Source organism: Mycoplasmopsis bovirhinis, from assembly GCF_900660515.1.
GTDB classification, from domain to species: Bacteria; Bacillota_I; Bacilli_A; order Mycoplasmatales; family Metamycoplasmataceae; genus Mycoplasmopsis; species Mycoplasmopsis bovirhinis.
Map to the genome: position 1 here is coordinate 55,060 of NZ_LR214972.1, position 23,673 is coordinate 78,732.

Consider the following 23,673-nt stretch of genomic DNA (forward strand, 5'->3'; position numbering starts at 1 on the left):
AACTTTTTTGTCTGTATTTGAAAAACGGCTTGTTTTTATTAATTATCTTCTAAATCATATAATTCATCATAATCTAAGTCAAAGTCATAGGTTTCTTCGTTATCATCAGTATCAACAATATCATCAAGATTGAAATCTTCAAAACCAGTTTTTAATTCTTCTTGAATAATTGGTTTACTTGGATCAAGTTTATTAGGGAAATATGAGCTAAAGCTGCGAATATCATATTTACCTTTTAATTCATAATTTGAGTTGGTTCCAGCAGGAATTTTTTGACCTAAAATAATATTTTCTTTTAATCCTTCTAGTGAATCAATTCGCTTACCAATTGAAGAATTAACTAAGATTTTAGCTGTTTCTTGAAAAGAAGCAGCTGCTAAAAACGAAGTGGATAGAAGTGGAATTTGCTTTGCTCCTGAAATTTTTGGCCTACCGTAAGCTGGTTTAAGACCTCTTGCTAATAATTTAGCATTTTCAGTTTGGTAAACATAAGTATCGACTAGCGCTCCGCTATGTAATCTTGAATCTCCTGGATCAATAATTAAGATTTTTGACAACATTTGTGAGATAATAATTTCAATATACTTATCTGAAATAGTAATTCCTTGCATACGGTATAATCTTTGAATTTCTTTAAGTAAGTAATTTTGCACAGTTCTAACGTCGGTGGTATTTAAAAGTTGGTGTAAGACAATTGGACCTTCAAAGATTTTTTGCCCAGGGATAACAGGATCACCAATTTTAACTCTGAGTCTTTGTGAAGTACTTCCTGTAACAAATTCATTAACTTCGTTACCAAGTTCATCTTTTGTTTTTATAGTTACTTGTGTAAAATCTGAAACACGTTTTGTGTCTTTATTAATAATTTGCTCAATATTAGTAATGATTCCATGTACTTTTGAAATTTCAGCTGTTTTACCTCACGGGTTATCATAAGCATCAATTAATTCAATTAACCGACCAAATCCACCAGTAATATCTTCAACGCCAGCAACCCCCCCGGTATGGAAAGTACGCATAGTAAGTTGTGTTCCAGGTTCACCAATTGACTGAGCTGCCACGATTCCTACAGCTTCACCAATATTTACAACACGATTTGTAGCTAAATCTTTACCGTAACAAACCTTACATACTCCATTTTTAGTGTGACATGATAAAACAGAGCGAATGTCAATAGTTTCAAGTTTTAACTCATTAACTAATTTATCTGCAATTTCAGGAGTAATTAGTTGGTTTGCTCCAATTACTAATTGACCATCATAATCAAAAATTGCTTTATTGGTATATCTTCCCTCAATTCTTTCAAGCAAAGTTTCAATAACTATATCTGTTTTAGTATCTTTAATTGCCTTAACAGCAAATCCAAAGTCTGAGCCACAATCTTCTTCACGTACCACAATACTTTGCGCTACGTCAATTAATCTACGTGTTAAGTATCCAGATTTAGCGGTGTTAAGAGCAGTATCAGTTAAACCTTTACGTGCACCATGAGTTGAAGAATAAAATTCATATGCGCTAAGACCATTTAAGAATGATGATTTAACTGGAATTTCGATTGTCGAACGAACAACACGTTCATTTTCAGCATCGGCTTTTAAGGTTTTAGTGTTATTTGACATTAGTCCACGCATCCCAGCAAGTTGGGTAAAGTTAGAAGCATTACCACGAGCCCCTGATGACATCATCATAAATAATGGATTATCTAAATCAGAGTTAGCAACTTCTTTAAGTGATTTTTCAACATTATCTTTAACTTTAGATCATTTTTCCACAGTTAGTTTATAACGTTCATCATCTGTTAAGTAGCCACAATCAAAATATTTTTTAAGCTCAGCAACATACTCATCACCTTCTTTAATAAATTCAGGTGTTGAATCAGCGGTTTTAACATCGCTCATCGAAATGGTAATTCCTGAAATAGTTGAATAGTGGAAGCCTAGTTCTTTAATATTATCTAAAATCTCAGCAACGTAATTAGAATATCTAAATCAGACATTTTCTAAAGCTTTGGTATATTCAGGCAAGGTTCATTCTAATTGGTCTTTATTTGAATTAAGAAAATAATATTTATCAAATTCTTGAGCAATAAAACCATTAATTAATTTAGCATGAACAAGTGGTAAATAATCTCCTTTATAGTCAATTAAATTTGTTAAAGCATCAATTTGATCTTTGTAGTTAATTTTGTTTACGTTATTTAAAACAGAAGCTAAATCTTCTATGGTAATAACTGAAACATATTCTTTGTAAATTTGGTGAATAATTTTAGCGGTATCTTTTTTTGATAAAGCTAAGTTTAGTTGAGTATTAGCAATAATTTCACGGAAATTATCCCCATAATCTAAGGTATAACGATCTAAATCATGAACCGAAGTATGAATTTTTTCTTTTGTAAATGTTTTAATTTCACCACTAGATAATTTTTTATAAATAGTTTCAAGGTATTTACCAAAAATAAATTCAAAATCTTCAGGAAGTGCTTGGTTGTAAATAAATTTACCAACAGTAGAAAAAATATAAGGTTTGTTAGTTTGTTTTAATAATTGTGGCTTATTTAAAGCTTCAATTGGTAAAACTACTCTAGTATGGAGGGTAATATCATTTCTTTCATATGCTCGAATCATTTCTTCATAATTATGGTAATAATTACCTTCACCTTTAACTTGTTCACCTGATTTTTCTAAAGTTAAATAGTAAATTCCAAGCACAATATCTTGTGAAGGGTTAATAATTGGCTCACCATCTTTGGGACCTAAAATGTTTTTTGAAGCAAGCATTAATTCTTGAGCCTCACGTACTGCTTTTTCTGATAAAGGTACGTGAATTGCCATTTGGTCCCCATCGAAGTCAGCGTTAAATGCTGTAGTAACAAGTGGGTGTAATTTAATAGCTTTAGAGCGAATTAAAACAGGTTCAAAAGCTTGAATTGATAAACGGTGCAAGGTTGGTGCACGGTTCAAAAGCACAGGACGACCTTTAATAGCTTCATTAACATAAGGTCAAATTCTTGGATCTAAATTATCAATTAATTTTTTAGCTGTTTTAATACTTGTAATACCATCTTCTTTTTCAATTAATGATTTAATCACGTATGGTTCAAAGATTTTAGCAGCAATATCACGAGGCATTCCAACTTGGTACATTTTTAAAGAAGGACCAGCAACTATAACGCTACGTGCTGAATAATCAACACGTTTTCCAAGAAGATTTTGACGAAAACGTCCTTTTTTACCAGTTAAACTATCTGAAATTGATTTAAGCGGGTGGTTATCCCTCGAAGATACAGGAGTAGGTTTTTTACGAGCGTTATCAATTAAAGCATCAACTGCTTCTTGGACCATCCGATATTCATTTTGTCTAATAAGCATTGGAGCATCAGTATCATGTCATTTTCCAACACGCGAATTACGGATAATAATTCTACGGTATAGTTCATTTATATCGCTAGTTGAATGTCTTCCTCCATCTAGTTGCACTAACGGACGAAGATCAGCTGGAATTACAGGTAATTCATAAATTAACATATCAGTAGGTTTTTGTCCTGAACGAATAAATGAAGAAATAATATTTAAACGTTTATAAAGTTTTTGGCGTTGTTGGTATTTTGAACTTGAGACATCTCTTTGCTTTGCTATATCAGCATTAATTCTGTCAATTTGTTCTTGCACTAATTTTTGCTCTTTATGGATATCAAAATTAGTTAATAAATATTCAATAGCTTGTGAACCAGTTCCAATCATTGCATCTGAATATTCTTTAATAATATCATTATATTGATAAAAATCAATTCCAAAATCCTTACCATCTTGTGACTGCGCATATTCACGTAGCTCGTATAAAGATTCTAAAATTACTTCTGAAGCTTCTTCGTCATCTTTATTTAATTCTTTTAATTCTTCTAAAGCTGCTTCATAAATAGTAGCAGCTCGGTTAATATCGATAATAGTGTTTTTCTTAAGTGATTTAAGTGATCCGCTCTCAAGCACGATATGAGATTTATAGTAAATTAATTTTTCTAAATCTGATTTTGAAACAACTTGTTTTTCACCTTTATCTTCAATTCTTAAACCAAGTAAATTAGAAATAACTGAATGGTCAATTTTAAAGTATCAAAAGTGCACTACTGGAGTATGTAAATGAATATGACCCATCCGGCTACGGCGCGAAATTTTAGGTAAAATTTCTGGATTATATCTTTTACATTGTTGAGTTTTTGAACAAATGGTATTTGCATCACTTTTTTTATATTTAGTTCCACAAATTGGACATTTAAAGTCAATTGTAGGACCAAAAATGAGTTCATCAAATAACCCATCACGTTCAGGTTTGTATGTTTTATAGTTAATTGTTTCAGCTTTAGTTACCTCACCATGTGATCATTTAAGCACATCCTCTTTAGTTGCTAAAGATAAAATAATTCTACGAACTTTTTCTTTATTATATTTTTGTTTTCCAGGTGTATTATTCACTCTCTCCTCCTGTTTCAAATTGGATTAATTGGTTTTCATCTTCTAATTCTTCAAAACTTTGTTCTAATTTCATTCCTAGTCCTCGCAATTCATAACTTAATACGTTAAATGATTCAGGAACACCAGGATTTGGAATTTGTTTTCCGGTTACTAAGGCGCTATATAATGAATTACGTCCAATAATATCATCTGATTTATAAGTTAAAATCTCTTGTAAGATGTTAGTTGCTCCATATGATTCTAAGGCTCATGTTTCCATTTCCCCAAATCTTTGTCCCCCGTTTTGTGATTTACCACCAAGGGGTTGTTGGGTAATTAATGAATATGGTCCAACAGAACGAACGTGCATCTTATCATCGACCATGTGGTTAAGTTTTAACATGTACATAACACCAACTGAAATTGGTTTATCGAATTTACGACCAGTAATTGGATCAATAATAATTTGTTTTCCAGTTTTATTTAAACCAGCTTCCTCTAAAGCTGCTTCAATATCTGGTTTTTTCACTCCATCAAATGACGGAGAAACAAACTTAACATTTAATTTACGTGCCGCCATCCCAAGGTGAAGTTCTAAAATTTGACCAATGTTCATACGAGAAGGAACCCCTTGTGGATTTAACATTACATCAAGTGGTGTTCCATCTTCTAAATATGGCATATCTTCTTCTGGTAAAACAATTGAGACAACCCCTTTGTTTCCGTGACGACCAGCAACTTTATCTCCAACTTTAATTTTACGTTTTTGAGCAATTGAAACTTTAACTATTTTTTCAATTCCTTCTTCTAAGATATCACCTTTATCGCGTGATAAAATTTCAACGTGGGTAATTGTACCGTTATGTCCATGTTTTACTTTTAAAGAAGTATCTTTAATTGAAGGTGGTCTTTGTCCTAAAATTGCAAAAAGCATTTTTTCTTCTTGAGAAGGATTTTCCTCTCCCTTTGGTGATACTCTTCCTACTAATACATCCCCGGGGTATACTTCTGAACCCACTTTAACAATACCTGTATCATCAAGGTGGCGAATTGAGTGTTTTGAGATATTTGGTATATCTTTAGTTAATTCATCATCTCCGGCACGCGAAGATCTAAATTGAATAATTTGCTCTTCAATATGAATTGAAGTAAAGACATCATCTTTGACAAGTCGTTCGTTAATAATAACAGCATCCTCAAAGTTATATCCATTTCATGTGGTAAATCCAACTAAAACGTTTTTACCTAAGGCCATTTCTCCATCTTTAAATGATGAACCATCAGTTAAAATATCGCCAGCTTCAACTACATCTCCAATCCTTACTAATGGAATTTGTTGAATAATTGTTCCTTGATTACTTCTTTCAAAGTTTCTTAGTGAATATTTATCAGTAATTCCTGTTTCGTGACGTTGAATATGAATATGAGATCCATCAACATAAGTTACAGTTCCAGGGTTTTTGGCAACTAAGTTGTATGATGAATATTTAGCAATATCTGCTTCAATACCTGTGGCAATTAATGGTGCTTCTGCTTGTAACAGTGGAACAGCTTGACGTTGCATGTTTGAACCCATCAGTGCACGATTTGCATCATCATTTTCTAAGAATGGTATACCAGCTGCAGCAACAGATAAAATTTGTTTTGAAGAAACTTCGACAAAGTCAATTTCTGAACTTGTTCCGTTAGTATAAGTATAGTTACGACGAATTGTTAAATTATCATCAATAATTTTATTATTTTCATCAACTTTAACTGAAGATTGAGCAATTGAATATCCTAATTCTTGAGTTGCATTTAAATAACGTACATCACTATAATCAATTACTCCATTATTAACTTTATAATAAGGGGTTTTTAAGAACCCTTTGTCATCGATTTGTGCATAAGTTGCAAAGTTTAAGATAAGTCCAATGTTTAATCCTTCAGGAGTTTCAATTGGACAAATTCTACCATAGTGAGTTGCATGCACATCCCGAACTTCAAATTGTGCAGTATCACGGCTTAACCCTCCTGGACCTAACGAAGTAACACGACGTTTGTTTGAAACTTCTGATAATGGATTAATTTGGTCCATAAATTGAGATAGTTTTGAAGTGTTAAAAAATGATTTAAATTGGTTTGTAATTAATTTATTATTAGTTACATTTTTAACAGTAACTTTCTCAACATCCTTAGCACCAATTGATTCTCTTGTGGTTTTTTCTAGTTTGTTTAATGCAATTTGAAGTTGTGTTTCAATTAATTCTCCAACTGAAACAACACGCTTATTAACTAATGAATCTGGTTCATCATCTTGTCCAATTCCATCAGTTAAGTTAAAATAGTAACTAATTGCTGCAACTAAGTCTGAAATTAATAAATGGTTTTCAGTTGACTTAGGATCATTACCTATAACACTAACTGGTTCTTTACTTGTATCGTTCATCCATTTTTTATTAGGGTAAACTTTAATTTTAATAACTTTAATTCTTTTTCTTAAATTAGGGTTATTAAATAATGAATGAGGATTTTTTTCATTTAGTTCTGGACGGTAGATTTTGTAATATACATGCTCAGGGTCTAGCTCTAGTTTTTCTGTTTTAATGAATCCTTGGTTGAAGTTTTCTTGAATAGTTTTAGCTATTTGAAAAGTAACAAATGTTCCTTTTTCAAATAAGGTTTCATTATTTTTGTTTTTAATATCTTGGGCTAAATATGTATTAGTAATACGATCTACTAATGAAAGTTTGTTATTTAGCATATAACGACCTGTATCAGATAAGTTATATCTGCGACGGTCAAAAAGCATTCCGGCTAATAAAGATTTTTTGGCATCATGAGTATCACGATCACCTTTACGAATCGTTCTAAAGATATCTTCTTGAGCAGCTTGGGTTAGTTCTGCATCATCTTCTAAATATCTTTCGATGATCTTATCTTTCTTTAATGTTTCATCTAAAAGTTCATTTGGACCAAATAACTTTCTAATTTGTTTTTCACTAAAACCAAAGTAAGCTAAAAAGGTTCCAAGTTGAATGTTTTTGTTACGGTCTACTTTTACCTTAACTGGATCTAAAGTACTTGATGTAACTTTATGTGAAATTTCAAATCATGATCCTACCTTTGGTAAAATCTCTAATTTGTTAAAAAGATCATCAGATTGTTTGTTACGTACACCAACACCAAAGTATGCACCAGGGGAACGAACTAACTGACTAACAATAACTTTTTCTGACCCGTTAATAATAAAACTTCCACCAGAAGTCATATATGGGATCTCTCCTAAAAGAACACGGTCTTTAGTGATTTCCCCGGTATTAATATTTTCTTTTTGAAGTTGGATGTAAACTTTAGAACTATAATTAATTCCTTTAGCTTTACATTTATTAATTTCTTCTGTTTCACTTGTTATTTTTTTAAATGGGTATTCTACCTCTACAGAATTTTTAATGTAGTCAAGTTTAACTTGACCAGTAATAATTGGATAAATATCTAATAAAACTTCATTGATCCGTTTTCTCATAAAATTATCAAAACTATCTTTACTTGTAATTAAAATGTTTTCTAATTTTAATGATTGCTTAGTAACCGAATAGTCACGGCGTATAGTTTTTGGACCAAATTTACGAAGTTTATATTTTGGTTCAATATTCATAGAAAACCTCCCTAAATATATGATTAAAATGTTAAAAAATAAAATAAAACTTTTATAGGTATAAAAATATACTACAAAAGTAACTTAATTTTACTACAAAATTTAAAATACAGAAGCAAAAAAAATATTGATTTTAAGAACTCTAAAATTTATTATTTTTATTAATAAAAAAAATTTTTGAAAAAGTAGAAAAAAGGTAAAATAACTTTATGAAGTTTCAAACCAAAAAGTTTATTAAAAAATCTTTCTTTTTATCTTTAATTACACCCTTAGTTTTAGTTTCTTCATGCACTAATTCTAAAATTTCTAATCTTATAGAGCAAAAACCAAAAAAATCAAAGGATTCTACTAATTCTTCGTTAAAACCTCTTGCAGATGATGAACCAAAACCAGTTATTCCAGCGCCAAATAATGTAATAAAAACAAATAAAACACCTTTAAAACCAGAAGAACCAAAAGAAAATAATTCTGATAATACAAAAAAGGAAAATAATTTAAATAATGATAAAAATGATAATTCGATCAATGATAATACCAAAAAAACAAATAATAATGATTCTATAAAAACCCAAAACCAAAGTGATAATACAAATACTACACAAGAACCAAAAAAAACGGATAAAGCTGAAAAAATAACTAAAAAAGAAGAAAATAAAGAACTTAACAAACAAAAAAATCAAAGTAAAAATGATTTAGATAATAAGGAAATAAATTTTGAAGATTTAAATAATCTTAATTTAAATATCAAAATAAAAATTAAGCAATACCAAAGTTTTGATGCTTTATCTTTTTATCATCATATTAAAGAAAACTATAATGCTTTAATTAGCTTATTAGAAATCCCAGAGCAAATATACTCAAAATATAATATTAGTTTAGAAAATTATGCTAATTTGAATATTAATAATGAAACTGGTGTTATTGATAATATTTTAATTAAATTCCAATTACAAAATTCTAATGCAAATAATATTTTAAATTTTAAATTACAAGGTTTTAAAATTAAAAATATTAAACAAATTAACCCAAAAGAAAATTTTTTAATAAAACAAGAACTTGAAACTTATAAATATATGTTACAACTTTACCCTTCATTAATAGCGTCTTTTTTAATTTGAAATAAAAATGACCAGGCTCAAGAAACTTTAAGATTAAATCAAATTAATAATAGTAATTATAATTTTGAAGCTTTAGTTAATCAAAATGTTGGTGAATATTTTAATGATCAAAATATTGTCTTAAACCCTGCCTTACCACATTTGTTTTTAAAAATAAATGAATCACATGAAACAAAATATGATTTTAAAATAACTGGCATTAAAGCAAATGATTTACTTGGAACTTTAGAAATACAAGTTAATATTTTTGATCGAAGTGATACAGTTCAAGAATATCCAGATTTAACAAAAACATTTAGTTTTAATAATTTTGCTTCCTTAAGTTTAAATTCAGATGATTTTGATTTAACAATTGATAATAACACTTTTGAAACAAATATTTCAAAATATAAAAATTTTATTAAAAAAATAAAAGAAATTTACGATCAAAATAAACATAATAAAACAAATCAAGATATTACAAGTCAAATATCTTCATTTAACTTACAAGCTTTAAAACAAAGTATCTTTAATTCTTTAGCATATTATTTTAAAAATAATCTTTATAGTTCAAAATCAGTGAATTTATTAGTAAAAGATCTTTTTGCTTGAGAACAAAATATAGCTTTATATCCTTTTTTATCTAAATATGACCAAGATAATTTAACAGATTTAGCTCTTAAATTAGTTTTAAATGATAATCATGATTTAGAAGTAATAATAGAAGGAAATTATAAGCTATTTCCTTTTGTTGCTGATAGTTTTAGTGATTTAAATCACCTAACTTTTGCATCTGAATTTATAGCTAAATCATTTAGGTATAAATTAAATTTAAATAAATTAATTTTGGGTAATAATGCAAGCTAAAAATGCTTTCACAAACCAGCAAACAGTTAATAAATATGCCCAGAGCATTATAAATGTAGGATTATGGAAATCAGAAGAATTTCTAATTAATAAATATATTAAAAAAGAGGCCCAAATATTAGATTTAGGTTGTGGTTGTGGTAGAACTACATTTTGACTTTATCAACTTGGTTGAAAAAATATTATTGGTGCTGATATTTCTAAAGCCATGATAAAGAAAGCAAATGAAATTAACCAAAAGTTAAAGTTTAATTTGCAATTTTTATCTTTAGATGCTGCTAACTTAACTTTTAAAACTAATACATTTGATTTTGTATTGTTTTCATTTAACGGCTGAACTGGAATTCCTAAGAAAGAAGCACGAATTAAAGTTATGCAAGAAATTTATAGAGTTTTAAAACCAGGAGGAATTTTTATTTTTTGTGCACACGAACGAAATGAAACACAATATAATTTAAGGTATAAAATAAATTTTGCAAAGTGTCAAGAATATAACTTTAATGAATATGGTGATTATGTTTTTTTGAATGAAGAAGGCATTTGAGACTATATGCATTTATATTCATTAAAAGAATTAAAATATTTAATTAATAAAAATACTAACTTTCAAATTATAGAAATTTTAAATCGAGATCAAAATTTAAACGAACCAGAAGAAGTATTAAATTTTTCAGATAACACAACATTTTGGGTATTACAAAAAACAAAGTAAGCGATAAAACTTACTTTGTTTTATTTATGGTATGTAATATTATTTTTAATTGTAAAAGCTCTGTAAATTTGTTCAATTAACATTATTCGAAATAATTGGTGCGGGAAAGTTAAATCTGAAAAATTAATTTTATTATTAAATTTTGATTCAATTACTCCATTTGAGCCACCAATTACAAAAGTTATATTATCTAAATTAGTAATATAACTTGAAAATTGAACTGAGTTTAATTTTTTACCTAATAATGATAAATAAATAACTAATGAATTTTTGGGTATTTTTTCTAAAATTAGTTGAGTTTCTTTTTGCTTTTTTAACTCAATATTATCTATTTTTTGTTCTTTAATTTCAATTAAATTCACTTTAGCAAAGTAGTTTACTTTTTTTAGATACTCATCAAAAATTACTTGGTATTCTTTAGATAAAGAACCAACGGCAATAAGATTTAATTTCATTATTTTTGTTTAGTAGAAATATAAAACATTAACATTTGAATATCAGAAGGGTTAATTCCCGAAATTCTTGAAGCTTGACCAATTGTTTTTGGATTAATAGAAAGTAATTTTTGCTTAGCTTCAGTTGCTAAATTAGTCACTAAGTTATAATTTAAATCAGCGGGAATTTTAAAATTATCAAGCTTAGCCATTTTTTGAGCTAAGGCTTCTTGTTTTTTAATATACCCTTCTAAGCGAATGATAGTAACAAGCTCATTTTTATATTGAAAATCACCTAAAATATCTTTAGCATCAACTTCTGGACGAGCCAATATTTTAATGTATGAAACCCCATTTTCAATATGATATTTTTGAGCTAATTCACTTTTTGATGATACAAACTTTAAGCTTAATTCTTCAATTTTTTGGTTAATAATCTGGTACTTATTTAAAACTTTTTGGTAATGTTCATATGATAATAAACCTACTTCATAACCATATTTAGCAAGTCTTAGATCAGGATTATCATTACGAAGTAATAAGCGATATTCAGCACGCGAAGTAAGCATACGGTAAGGTTCTTTAGTACCTTTAGTTACTAAATCATCAATTAAAACACCAATATATGCATCAGATCTACTTAAAACAAGAGGAGCTTTTTTCTCTATTAATTGCCCAGCATTAATTCCAGCGATTAATCCTTGGGCAGCAGCTTCTTCATAACCACTAGTTCCATTTATTTGCCCTGCTGTAAATAAGTTTTTAATGATTTTTGATTCTAAAGTATCTGAAATTTGCAATGGATTTAAAGCATCATATTCAATGGCATAGCCTCATTTTTGCACCTTAGCATTTTTCATTCCTGGGATTGTTTTAAGCATTTTTGCTTGAACTTCAATAGGCATTGAAGTTGATAATCCATTGACATAAATTATGCTGCCATCAGCCGTTTCTGGTTCAAAAAAGATTTGATGTCGAATTTTATCTCTAAAACGCATAACTTTGTCTTCCACACTTGGACAATACCTTGGACCAATTCCTTCAATTAAACCTGAATACATTGAAGATTTCGAAATATTTTCTTCAATAATTTGATGAGTTAATTCATTAGTATAAGTTAAATAGCAAGAAATTTGCTCATTTAACTTAACATTTGAACGATTTGAAAAAGTTAAATAATTATCTTCTAAATTTTCTTTTTCTACTTTTGAAAAATCAATTGAATTAGCATAGACTCTTGGCGGAGTCCCAGTTTTTAAGCGTTGTAGTTCTAAACCATGTTTTAAGAGTGATTGACTTAATTTTGGGGTCGTTTTTTGATTATCTGGGCCACTAATTGTGATATCTTTACCTCTTAAGATACGTGAATTCATGTAAGTTCCAGTGGTAATAACTGCTGTTTGCGCTTCTAAAATAATATCACTTCAAAGTTTTACTCCGTAAAATTCTTTGTTAGACTCTTTTACTAGAATTTCTTCGACTGTGGCTTGAATTAAAGTAATATTAGGATGTTTTAATAAAGCATCTTTAATAATTTTGGAATATTTTTCTTTATCAATTTGAGCTCTTAAAGCTCGTACTGCTGGTCCTTTTGATTCATTTAACATTTTAATTTGAATCATAGCTAAATCAGAAAAGTATCCTTGCACTCCACCTAAAGCATCTATTTCCCTAGTTATGATACCTTTTGCAGGTCCTCCAATGGATGGGTTGCAAGGCATCATAGCTAAGTTATTTAAATCAAATGAAATTAAAGCAACTTTATGATTTTTATTAGCTAATGCAAAAGCTGCCTCAACTCCAGCGTGTCCACCACCTACTACTATTGCATCAAATTTTGTTTTAATCATAATGATATTAATTGTATCAGATCTTAATAAGATTAAAAACTTATTAATTTTCCACTAATACGTTTTTTTTCTTTATCTAAATTTGTAATAGTAGCATTGATTATTTGTCCTGGAGCAAAAGCTTCATGTTGACTTAAGTTATTTGTTAGATTTAAATCTTTAGTAGGAATAAACAAACTTTCTTTAAGTCCAATATATGCAAAAATTCCAAAGTCAGTTATATTATCAATAAAACCAGTTATTTGCTCTCCTTCAGTTAAATCCTCAAAATTAGTGATGGAACTTTTTAAAATAAAACCAGTTTTATCTCGTTTAATTGGTTGCACACTTGAACTAAGTGCTTCTAAAATTAACTTAACATCGTAATATTCAACTTGTAATTCGCTAGCTAAAACTTTAGGATCTAAATGTGTTAGATTTAAACCATTATCATTTGGAACTAAATTATATTTATCAATAATTTTATTAGCCAAATGATATAAATCAGGGTGGATAAAAGTTTTATCTAAAAAGTTATTTGAATTAAGAATTCTTAAAAAACCAATCGCTTGTTCATAAGTTTTTTGACCAATTCCTTTTACTTCTAAAACTTCAAGGCGATTTTTAAATTCACCTTTTTCCTTACGATGCTCAATAATATTTTGTGCATGTTTTGAAGAAAGACCTGAAATATAAGTCAAAATTTCTTTAGTAGCTAAATTAAGATCTACTCCTACTTTATTAACTACTTTTTGAACTTTAAAAGTTAAATAATGATCTAATTCTTTTTGATTTACATCATGTTGATATTGACCAACTCCTATAGATTTAGGATCAATTTTTACATATTCATTTAACGGATATAAAAATTTTCTCCCAATATTTACAGCACTTCTTTCTTCAACGGATAACTCAGGGAATTCATCAATTGCAACTTGTGAAGCAGAATAAATACTCGCTCCAACTTCGGAAACAATAGTATATTTTAAATTAGTTAATTTATATTCTTTAATTAAATCAGAAATAAATTTCTCAGTTTCTCTTGAAGCTGTTCCATTGCCAATAACTATAATATCTACATTATGTTTTTTAATTAACTCTAAAACAATTTTTTGGGACTTTAAAATTTCTTTACGGGGCTCAGTAGGATAAATTTTAGCTACTTCTAATAAATCACCATTTTTATTTAAAACAGCAATTTTGCAACCATTTTTAAAACCTGGATCAATTGATAATAAAGTAATATTATCAATTGCTGGTGTATTTAAAAGTTTTTCAACAGAATTAGAAAAAATTTGTATTGCACTTGTTTCGGCCTTAACAAATAATTCGCTAAAAATTTCTCGTTCCACAGAAGGTAAAATAAGTCGTTTTAATGAATCAATAATCGGATCTTTTAAATTTACTTCATTAAGTTTTTTACGATCTAAAATATATAAAATATATGAAACAAAGTGATCAAATTTGTAATCAAAAGATAACAAAACAATATTTAAATTAACTGCTCTATTAATTGCTAAAATATTATGGTTTTTTAAGTATTTAATTGGTAATTTAAAATCATAATAAAGTTTAAATTTTTCTTTTGGATCTTCTTTATTTTTCTTAGCTGTGGTTTTTAAAACTCCAAAACTATAAATACGTTTTTTTATTTCATCTTTAATTTCTGTATTTTGTGAAATTCATTGGGCAATAATGTAATTTGCTTGTTCTAAAGCGAATTCAATAGTTGGGATTTTATCATTTAAATATTTTTTAGCTTCAAACTTTGCATCAAATTTAGGATTTTTATTTTGGTAAATGCTTTGCGCAAGGGGTTCAAGTCCTAATTCAATAGCTTGTGAGGCTTTGGTTTTTTTGCCAACTTTAAAAGGTTCATATAAAGATTCTAAATCACTTTTAGTAGTTATTTGGTTAATTTTATTTAGTAAATCATCAGTTAAAAGTTTTTTCTCACTTAAAATATTAATAATAGCTTCTTTACGTTTATTTAAACTTTCATAATATTTATATAATTTATCAATTTTATAAATTTGTTCTTCATTTAAGCCTTTAGTTAAATTTTGGCGGTACCTTGCAATAAATGGAACTGTATCTCCATTAGCAAGCATTTCTAAAACTAAATTTACTTGGTTTAGGTTTAAATTAAGTTCTAAAGCAGTTGTGTTTATTGCACTAGCTTCAATATTAATTTTTGTATTCATATTTTCTCCTTTGTTTCATTATTTTATTTCTAAAATATAGTTTTTCAGCTAAAATGGAAATTTCAAATGCTTTTAAGGTATTGTGAAATTCTTTAATGTTTATAGTTTGCTCAAGTGTGCTTGCTTCATTATAAAGTTGATTAACTTTAGATTCAATTTCATTAACTTTACAAATTATTACGTGCGCAGGAATATTGCTTATTTCTAATTTTAAATCATCAGGAAAGATAATTAATGATGCATAAGGTAATTTTTTATTAGTAGTTTTAAAAATGTTTTTAACATGACTTTCATTTTGAGTAATAGGATTTTTTACTTTTATTTTCTTATTTTTCTCGTTACTTAAATTAAGTTCATTTCCATATGAATCACCTGATAAAACTCCTTGAAAATACTTATATTCCGCACAAACTAACATTGATTTATTAAAAAAGATAGCATCAACTTCATAAAGAGTTTTATCTAGCTTATAAGCTCCTCCTGAAATAAAGTTAAAATCTGTTGCTTTTAGTAAAGTTTTAAGTTTATTATTAATTGAATCTTCAAACATAAAACCCTTTTTTTGCGCTTTAAGATTATGTACATATTTATGTAAAATAAATAAGCTAAAACTTACAATAAATCCAAGTGAAAATATTACAATTAAAATGATTGTAATAATTAAAAATTGCTGGTTTGTCATAATTCTCCTTTATATTTAATAATGAAAATTATATTATATAAGGATAAAAAACATTTAGTTAGACTAAATGTTTTTTATAGATTAGTTTGATTCTTGAAATTTATATTCACTTGGAACATTCTCTAACTTAAAGCCATTTTGGAATAAATAAGTATTAGCCTTATTAAGTTTTAACATTGCCTCACGATATGAATTTTGTTGGTCTTTACCAGTTCCATAAATTACATCGTATTGTGGCAAGTTATATTATCCATATAAACCTTGGTAATTAAAGCCACTTGACCTAAGTGCAGCAGCTACACCCGTAGAAGCTGTTAAATTAGCACTATGGAAAATTGCCATTACTTTGTTTTCTTGTGTTCTTACTGATGAGCCACTAGCACCGCCACCAGGCACATAGCGACGTGGTAAATAAGCTAAGTTCATAGCAACATATTTTTTATTATCATCACTAGAGGTATATGGACCATTTCCTGTAACTGGGTTAGAAATAAATTGATCAACAATTCCAGGTTTATTAGTAAAAGTACGATACCCTAAGTTATATGAAAGGTTATAACCTAATTTATATAAAGTTTGAGATTTCTCATCATTAGTTGGAATTTTTTGGTACAAATCGTATGCTGCATTAGTTCATAAACTATAAGTATATAAAGCTGATGAGAGCAAACGTTCATCTTGATAATTATCTAAAAAGAAATCTAAAAATCCTTGAGATTGAGTTTGTGGGAAACCAAGAATATATAAATTATCATAATTGTCTAAAATATTTTGGTAATTATCAGTTGCTAAAGGTCAATCAATTTTTTCATAATTTGCTAAATAATCATAATTAGCAAATGAAACTTTTTTCTTATTAGGTAAATTAGCATAGTTATTAGTTAAAGCTATAATTTGCTCTTCAGTATAATCTGTTTTTGAAAAATCTACCTCGAAAATTGCAATGTCAATATATTCTTTTAAGTCATTTGATTTATCAGCTAAAAATGTGTTTGGGTCTTGTTTTAAATAATCACGACCATCAAAAATACGAGTTAAAGCATTTTTATTATTATTTGAAAAGTTGTAAGTTTTAAATTTATCTTCAAAGTGAATTGTTTGCAATTTTTGGTATAAAGATGGGGTATTTTTATCTAAAACTGTTAGTTGGAAACTATCAAAATTATCTTTGTTGATTCCATCAATAACATGTAAGTTAGTAGCAAAATACCATTTTTTAGGATATGAACCATCATTAGTTAATTCATAATCCATCACCCAGGCAGTACCTGCATTAGGACTAAAAGTATTAGCATAATTAGCTAATTTATAAAAATCATCTTCTTCTTTAATTTTGCTAATTAATTTATCTTTAACTGATTGCTTTAATTCAGTGCTTGCATTAACTCGAGCAATAATTTTAGCTTGGTGATTTGAAGTATATTCTTTATATTTTTCAACAGCATGTTGGTAACCATTTTCTTGCACAAGTAAATTGAAAGCTTGTTCAATTAATTGGGTAACTACACCTTGTTGATCTTTATGACGTTTGTAAACTCCTAACATTCTTTCTTTTTCTGATTCGTTAGTTACCATCCTTAAAAATACACTTACATCAGCATCATTTTGTAACATTTGGGTAGCAACTTCTCGTTGTCTAGGGTCACTTGAAATAGTTCAATTACTAATTTTAAATTGATATGATTGCAATGAAATATTTGAATAAGTTTCATTGGTAATAGTTCTTGCTAAACCTTTATTTAAATGAGCTTCCTTTGCATGTGAATCAACTCAAGAAGAACCTTTACCAGTTTCTTCTAATTTTAAATCTAAACCTAAAAATTTCCCTGATTTATCATAAGTTGGGATTGTCATTCCCGTACGGTTTGAACGATCATAATTAGGTAAGTTTAATTCTTTAGCTTTATTATTAAATTGCTCTTTTTGGGAATCAGAAATATTAGTATCACGAAGAGTAGTGTTAGCTTCAAGACCTCGGTCATATTCCAAAACATCTTTTTCATAGCGCTCTTGTTGCGAAGCATTTAAATATCTACTTCATTCACTATCAGATTTTTTTGGGGTTTGAATAATGTAACGATCTTGTTTAAAATCACTTAGTTTATATTTAATTGTATCATTGATATTATCTTTATACATAAAAATAATATCAACACTGTTTTCATAATCATTAGCAACAGTATTTAAAACTTTTAAGTTTGTATTACCATCTTTTAAGTTAATTTTAATTTCACCAGTTAGAACTTTGGAAGCAAAATCTTTTTTATTGTAATTTTGTTTATAGTTTTCTGGATCAACTAGTGCACCTTCTACTTTAAATAAAGTATCAAAGTCTTTGCCTTTAATTGTTTTTGAAAATAGCTCAAAAGTTAAATCTTGGCTTGTGGTGCTATTTTGATTGCTATTATTAAGATCATTTTCTGGTACTTTTGGCTTAGATTCTTGCTCTGATTGTTTTGCACAAGATAAGGTTAAAGTTGTTAAACCAACAAAATTTAATGATAAAAAAAAGCAGCTTATATTTCTTTTTCATAATTCCTCCTTTTGTAATTAGTTTAATTTGACAGTTTACTAATTTGAATTTTTGAACTTGTATTGTTCTGGAACGTTTTCAAGTTCAAAACCATTTTTAAATAATCAAGTATTTTGTTTATTTAATTTTTTCATAGCATCTCTGTATGAGTTCTTTTGATCTTTGCCAGTTCCATAGATTATATCATATTGTGGTAGATTATATGAACCAAATAAACCTTGATAATTAAATCCATTTGATCTAAAAGCAGCTGCAAGTCCTGTACCAGCATATTGGTTAACACTATGAAAGATTCCAACTACTTTATTATCTTGGGAGCGAACTTGTGAACCACTAGCTCCACCACCAGGAATATAACGTCTTGGCATATAGGCTAAGTTCATTGCCACATATTCTTTATTATCTTGTGGCGATGTGTATGGCGCATTTCCAATAATTGGAGCACTTAAAAATTGGTCCACAACTCCAGGCTTATCAGTAAAAGTACGATATCCTAAAGAATATGAAAGACCATATCCAAGCTCATACCTAGTTTTTGATCTGGCATCATCAGTTGGCCCAGGTTTTTCATATAATTCATATGAAGCGTTAGTTCATAAGCTATAAGTAAATCATTGTTGTTCGTATAATGTTTTATCTTTAATTTGATCAATGTAGTAATCTTCCCAATTATCTGTTTTAGTTTTTGGGTAACCTAAAACGTATAAATTATCATATTTCTTTAAATCTTCAATATTATTTGTCGCTAAAGGAATATCAATTTTTGAATATTCTTGCAAATAATCATATTCTAAGAAAGAAATTTTACGATCGTCTTTTAAGGCATAATTATTGGTAATAAATTTAATATCTTCTTCGGTATATTTAGTTTTTGAAAAATCTACTTCAAAAATAGCAATATCAATAAATTCTTTTTTGTCAAAAGTTTTATCAGCTAAGTAATCAACTGGATCTTTTGTTAAATAATCCCTTCCATCAAAAATACGAGTAATTGCTTTAGAATCTTCATCATTAAAATCATATGATTTAAAGCGATCATCTAAAGGAATAGTTCTTAGCTTATTATAAAGTGAACTCATTTCCTCATGTAACACTGTTAATTGGAAGTTTTTAAAGTGTGTTTGATCCATAGCATCAATTACGTGTAAATTAGTAGCAAAATATCATTTAGTTGGGTATTTACCATCTTCAGTAAGCTCATAATCCATAATTCAAGCTGTACCAGCATTAGGAGTAAAACTTTCTCATAAGTGTTGTGCATGTTGGAAGTTAGCATGAGTTCGCATTCTTTTTACTGCAGTAATAAGTTTATCTTTAATTTTTTGTTCTAATGTTGAAGCATTAATTTTTTCGAATAATAGCTCACGGCGATATTTATTAAATTTATCTTCATATTTTTGCCTAGCAAGGTAAAGTCCATGTTCTGAAGCAAGTTGCTCAAAAGCTTTGTCATGAATTACTTCAACAGTTTCTGAATCATCATTATTACGATCAAATTTAGTTAATAAATCTTGTTTAATTTCGTTGTTTGTTAACATGTTAATTAAATATTTAACAACATTTGGATCTGGTTTAAAAATTTCCTTAGCAATTAAACGATCTGCTTCACGTGATGAAACAGCTCAATTAGTTAATTTTAAATTATATGAAGATAAAGCCATATTAGCATAAGTTTGGTTAGTTATAGTTCTTGCTAAACCACTGTTTAAAGCTTTAATTTTTCCATAACTATCAACTCATGAATCAGCTTTAGCTTGTTCTGACATCTTCATATCTAAACCAAGAAACTCACCTTGTTCATTATATTTAGGAATAGTATAACCAAGTAGGTTAGCTCTATCATAAGTTGCTAAATTTAAAGATTTTGCTTTTTGGTCAAACTCGGCTTTAGTTGCAGCTGTTTGACCAAGCTCGCGAGCTTGAACATTAGCTTTTAATAACTTATCATACTCTTTCATATCTGATTCATAACGATTTGCTTGTGATGATTCATGATAAATGGTTCAATCACTTGGGTTATTGCTTTTTTTTGTTATAAGACTATTGCTATTTTTATCAACAAACCCATCGATATTAAATTGAATTAAGTTATTAGAATTATTTTTATAAGCAAAAATCAAAGCAGCTGTGTTTTGGTTTTCAACCGCAACAGCATTAACAATATTTAAAGATGTATCATTATTTTTTAAACTAATTTTTAGATCACCCGAAAGAACTTTATCAATAAATTGTTCCTTAGTTAAATTAGCTTTAATATCATCTAAATTAAAAGATGTTCCCGTGATATCAAATAATTCTATGAAACCTTTGTTAGCAATAGAAGATCTAAATGTTTCAAAATCGCTATTGAGTGTTACAGGATTTGAAGCTCCTGTTGCACCAGCAGGATTTTTTTGAGTTGAACGATCATTTGTTTTTTGCTTATTATCTGGATCTTTTTTAGGTTCTTGTGGTTTTTGGGTAACTCCACAAGAAACTATAGTTCCAAAACTTAAAATACTAAAAACAGCAGTTGAATTTAAAAAGAACTTTTTTTTCATAATTATCTTTTAATAATTCCCTCAGGGAATAATGCAGTTTTAGGGTATTTTGCTGTTAATGAAGAAAGTTTACCAAGGTTTTGACGGTACGATTTTTCTTGTTTTGGGGTTCTGGTTTTATCAGAACCATCAATTAAATTATAAGCATATGAAGTACCTGGAGCATCTTTAGTTAAAATAAGTTGAATAAATCCACCTCTTTTTGATAAATCTGATGGTGATTCAGTATTTTCAACTGTTGAATAAATCCCCACTGGAACGCCATATTCATTCAGTACCATTGATCCACTTGCTCCATAGTACAATGAAGAATTTTTAACATTAAAACTATATCCAAATGGCACTGTTGCCCTTTTTGAATCAAAGACATGATTAACTACTAAGTTATTACTAAATGTATTTCTTTCATATGTAATTGTATGATCTAAATCAGTTGAAGTATTAGTCATAAATACTGGAGCTGTATCAGAAACTTTAGGATATCCACCAATGTAAATTCGTTCTGGTTTTAAATTTCTACGTTGATTTTCATTATATGAAGTAGCATAATCAAATGGAATGTATAAAGTATCTTGATCATGTTTTAAAATTTTTATATCATCATCGAAAGATTTAATAGCATTATCAATATGTTCTTTTAATTCTTTATGTGTTGTAGAACTAAGTTGAGAATATTTAATTTCAACTGCAAAAATTGCAAAGTCAAAACCAAGTTTTTGATCCGTGTATTCACTACCTGGTGCAACAGCAGCTGTTCTTTTAAGTTCGCTATTAGAAGCAGAATCAAAAATATCAATTGCAGCAAAAACTGTTTGAGGGTTTCCTAAAATATCACCAATAGAAGTTGAACCTTGTTTATCACTAACGCTATCAGGAAGGTTAGAATATAATTTTGGTCTATTTGTTTCTAAACTTGGAGTGGTATTATTTGGAATAGGGTTTGTATTAATATTAGTTTGTGGGACACCTAAAAAAAAGTTAGTATTTTTTGAATCTTCATTTGTTCCATATTCAGGAAACTTAGCTTTATCTTGTTCTGATAAAGTGTTAGTTTGACGATTATAAACGTGTAAGTTAGTTGCTAAAAATAAAACTATATTTTGTTTATTTTGATCAAAAGCATAGTCAAATAATCAGGCTGTACCAGTGTAATTATCATAAACTTGTTCACTTTTTTCTTTAAATCCAAACCCTACTGAAAAGCTACGGTTTTTTAGCTTTTCAATTGCTTGTTGCTGGGTAATTTTAGAAAAACTAAAATTTCTTGTTTCAACTGGTGTAGTATCTTGAGATGCTTCACGCACAGAATTAAGCTCATTTTGAACCTCTGTTTTAAGTTTTTCTAGTTGATCCTTATTAATATTTGGATTAAAATCTAAGCGTAAAGTAAAAATAGTTTTATTACGATTATCATCCGGCAGTTGTTGAATTAAGTTTCGAATTTCTGTTTTTAAAGCTGCAACTTCTTGGGGATTATCTGTTTGAGCTTGTTGGTCATTATTTTTTCCTGAGTCACCACTAGGTGGAGTTTTAGTATCATTTCCTGGGTTAGTTTTAGTTTGTTGCTCTTTATTATATTGCTCATCAGCTTTTTTCTTCACACTATTAAAATTACTTTCAGTTGAAGTCTTTGAATCTTTATAACCATTATATTCAGTAGTTAATTGTGCTTTAATGGTATTATCAGTAATTTTATCAATTGCTGCTTTAGTATCGTTTAATACTTTAGTTCAATATTCGCTTACTTGAGTTTTTAATCTGGTAAATTCAGCTTTAGTTTTAGCTGAATTTAAATTTTGAGTATATTGTAATTTGGTTTGTGTATTTAACTTTATAATGTATGTATTAATATCTGCTTTTAATTGGACAATTTCTTGGTCTTCTTGTGGTTCACTACTTGAACTACAAGAAACCACAATTGGTAAAATAGATGCAGACATAGTTAACGCAAAAATATTTTTAAATTTCTTATTAATCTTTTTCATATAATTATTATATAAAATCTATGTTTTTTTTGTAATAAATAACTAACTAAATTAAGGAGCATAATGAAACTAATTATTACCCAAGAAAATAAAGTGATTCAAACTTTAAAATTTGACGAGCTAACTAACCTTTTAAATATCTTTATAACTATTTATACAAAAACATTTTATAAATGTGTTAATTTTAATTTTGCTTGCTTTAAAACAACCTTTCAAAGGTGCAATGCTGTACTTGATTCATTTATTCACCTAAATAAATTATTTTTAAGTAAAAATTACGAAAACTTTTTACCCAAAAGAACGATTCATTCATTAAAATTTGATTTAGAAGATATAAATTATTTAAAATCTATTTTCAAACAAGAAATAAAAATTACAGAAAATAAATTTTATAATTTAGAAATTAAAGATGCTATCTTTTTTGGCAAAATTAAAAATAATTCTTTAAATAGTTTTTTAAAGTGAGAAAATAACTATTTAAAAAGCTTTTTTTTGCACCAAATAGATATTAAAAAAGAATATTTAAAATTTAATGATCAAGAAAAAAAGATTTTTGGAAATAAAATTAAAAAATTATTGACAATACAGCAAAATGAATTTTTAACTAAGTTTTTTAGCTTTATTTTTAATAAATACGATGCTTTAGAAAGCTAAATTTTTATCTTTTAAGAAAATATGTTTTCATATTTTTATTATAAATATATA

At 28.0% G+C, this 23,673-nt stretch carries 13 protein-coding genes; 3 read left to right on the plus strand and 10 right to left on the minus strand.

Going from position 1 to position 23,673, the window contains the following annotated elements; all coding sequences use genetic code 4:
• Positions 1–38: 38 nt before the first annotated feature.
• Positions 39–4,469, minus strand: a complete 4,431-nt coding sequence (locus EXC44_RS00220) for a DNA-directed RNA polymerase subunit beta' (RefSeq protein ID WP_120161277.1) — start codon at positions 4,467–4,469, stop codon at positions 39–41.
• On the minus strand, positions 4,462–8,085 hold the full coding sequence (gene rpoB, locus EXC44_RS00225) for a DNA-directed RNA polymerase subunit beta (protein WP_120161275.1): 3,624 nt from the start codon (positions 8,083–8,085) through the stop codon (positions 4,462–4,464). Before rpoB ends, EXC44_RS00220 begins: the two co-directional genes overlap by 8 nt.
• A 209-nt stretch (positions 8,086–8,294) precedes the next feature.
• Between rpoB and EXC44_RS03885 the strand changes: the two genes are divergently transcribed.
• Complete coding sequence (locus EXC44_RS03885) at positions 8,295–10,049, plus strand: LppA-related lipoprotein (RefSeq protein ID WP_165001827.1); 1,755 nt, start codon at positions 8,295–8,297, stop codon at positions 10,047–10,049.
• Positions 10,039–10,761 carry a class I SAM-dependent methyltransferase gene (locus tag EXC44_RS00240; RefSeq protein ID WP_129620871.1) on the plus strand — a complete coding sequence of 241 codons (723 nt, stop codon included), beginning with the start codon at positions 10,039–10,041 and terminating at the stop codon, positions 10,759–10,761. The genes EXC44_RS03885 and EXC44_RS00240 overlap by 11 nt, the downstream gene beginning before the upstream one ends.
• Positions 10,762–10,781: 20 nt before the next feature.
• Here EXC44_RS00240 and EXC44_RS00245 read toward each other — a convergent pair whose 3' ends face one another.
• From EXC44_RS00245 to EXC44_RS00275, 8 genes are all read right to left on the minus strand, one after another.
• Entirely contained in the window at positions 10,782–11,216 is a 435-nt protein-coding gene (locus tag EXC44_RS00245) for a 23S rRNA (pseudouridine(1915)-N(3))-methyltransferase RlmH (RefSeq protein WP_120161269.1), read from the minus strand.
• Entirely contained in the window at positions 11,216–13,045 is a 1,830-nt protein-coding gene (gene mnmG / locus EXC44_RS00250) for a tRNA uridine-5-carboxymethylaminomethyl(34) synthesis enzyme MnmG (protein WP_129620873.1), read from the minus strand. Before mnmG ends, EXC44_RS00245 begins: the two co-directional genes overlap by 1 nt.
• A gap of 32 nt (positions 13,046–13,077) precedes the next feature.
• The gene (locus tag EXC44_RS00255; protein WP_129621887.1) at positions 13,078–15,216 is read right to left on the minus strand and encodes a helix-hairpin-helix domain-containing protein; all 2,139 of its coding nucleotides are present in this window, start codon (positions 15,214–15,216) and stop codon (positions 13,078–13,080) included.
• The gene (locus EXC44_RS00260; RefSeq protein ID WP_129620875.1) at positions 15,212–15,910 is read right to left on the minus strand and encodes a nuclease-related domain-containing protein; all 699 of its coding nucleotides are present in this window, start codon (positions 15,908–15,910) and stop codon (positions 15,212–15,214) included. Before EXC44_RS00260 ends, EXC44_RS00255 begins: the two co-directional genes overlap by 5 nt.
• Before the next feature lie 81 nt (positions 15,911–15,991).
• Positions 15,992–16,150 carry a hypothetical protein gene (locus EXC44_RS03980; RefSeq protein WP_223213741.1) on the minus strand — a complete coding sequence of 53 codons (159 nt, stop codon included), beginning with the start codon at positions 16,148–16,150 and terminating at the stop codon, positions 15,992–15,994.
• Positions 16,151–16,156: 6 nt separating this feature from the next.
• A complete protein-coding gene (gene mip, locus EXC44_RS00265; RefSeq protein ID WP_408634239.1) occupies positions 16,157–18,460 on the minus strand; it encodes an Ig-specific serine endopeptidase MIP in 2,304 nt (767 codons plus the stop codon).
• A gap of 21 nt (positions 18,461–18,481) precedes the next feature.
• Positions 18,482–20,983 (minus strand): Ig-specific serine endopeptidase MIP, encoded by a 2,502-nt coding sequence (mip, locus tag EXC44_RS00270; RefSeq protein WP_129620877.1) that lies wholly within the window; start codon positions 20,981–20,983, stop codon positions 18,482–18,484.
• Positions 20,984–20,985: 2 nt separating this feature from the next.
• The gene (locus tag EXC44_RS00275; protein ID WP_129620879.1) at positions 20,986–22,968 is read right to left on the minus strand and encodes an MIP family Ig-specific serine endopeptidase; all 1,983 of its coding nucleotides are present in this window, start codon (positions 22,966–22,968) and stop codon (positions 20,986–20,988) included.
• Between the two features lie 63 nt (positions 22,969–23,031).
• Between EXC44_RS00275 and EXC44_RS00280 the strand changes: the two genes are divergently transcribed.
• A complete protein-coding gene (locus EXC44_RS00280) occupies positions 23,032–23,622 on the plus strand; it encodes a hypothetical protein (RefSeq protein ID WP_129620881.1) in 591 nt (196 codons plus the stop codon).
• Positions 23,623–23,673 lie beyond the last annotated feature (51 nt).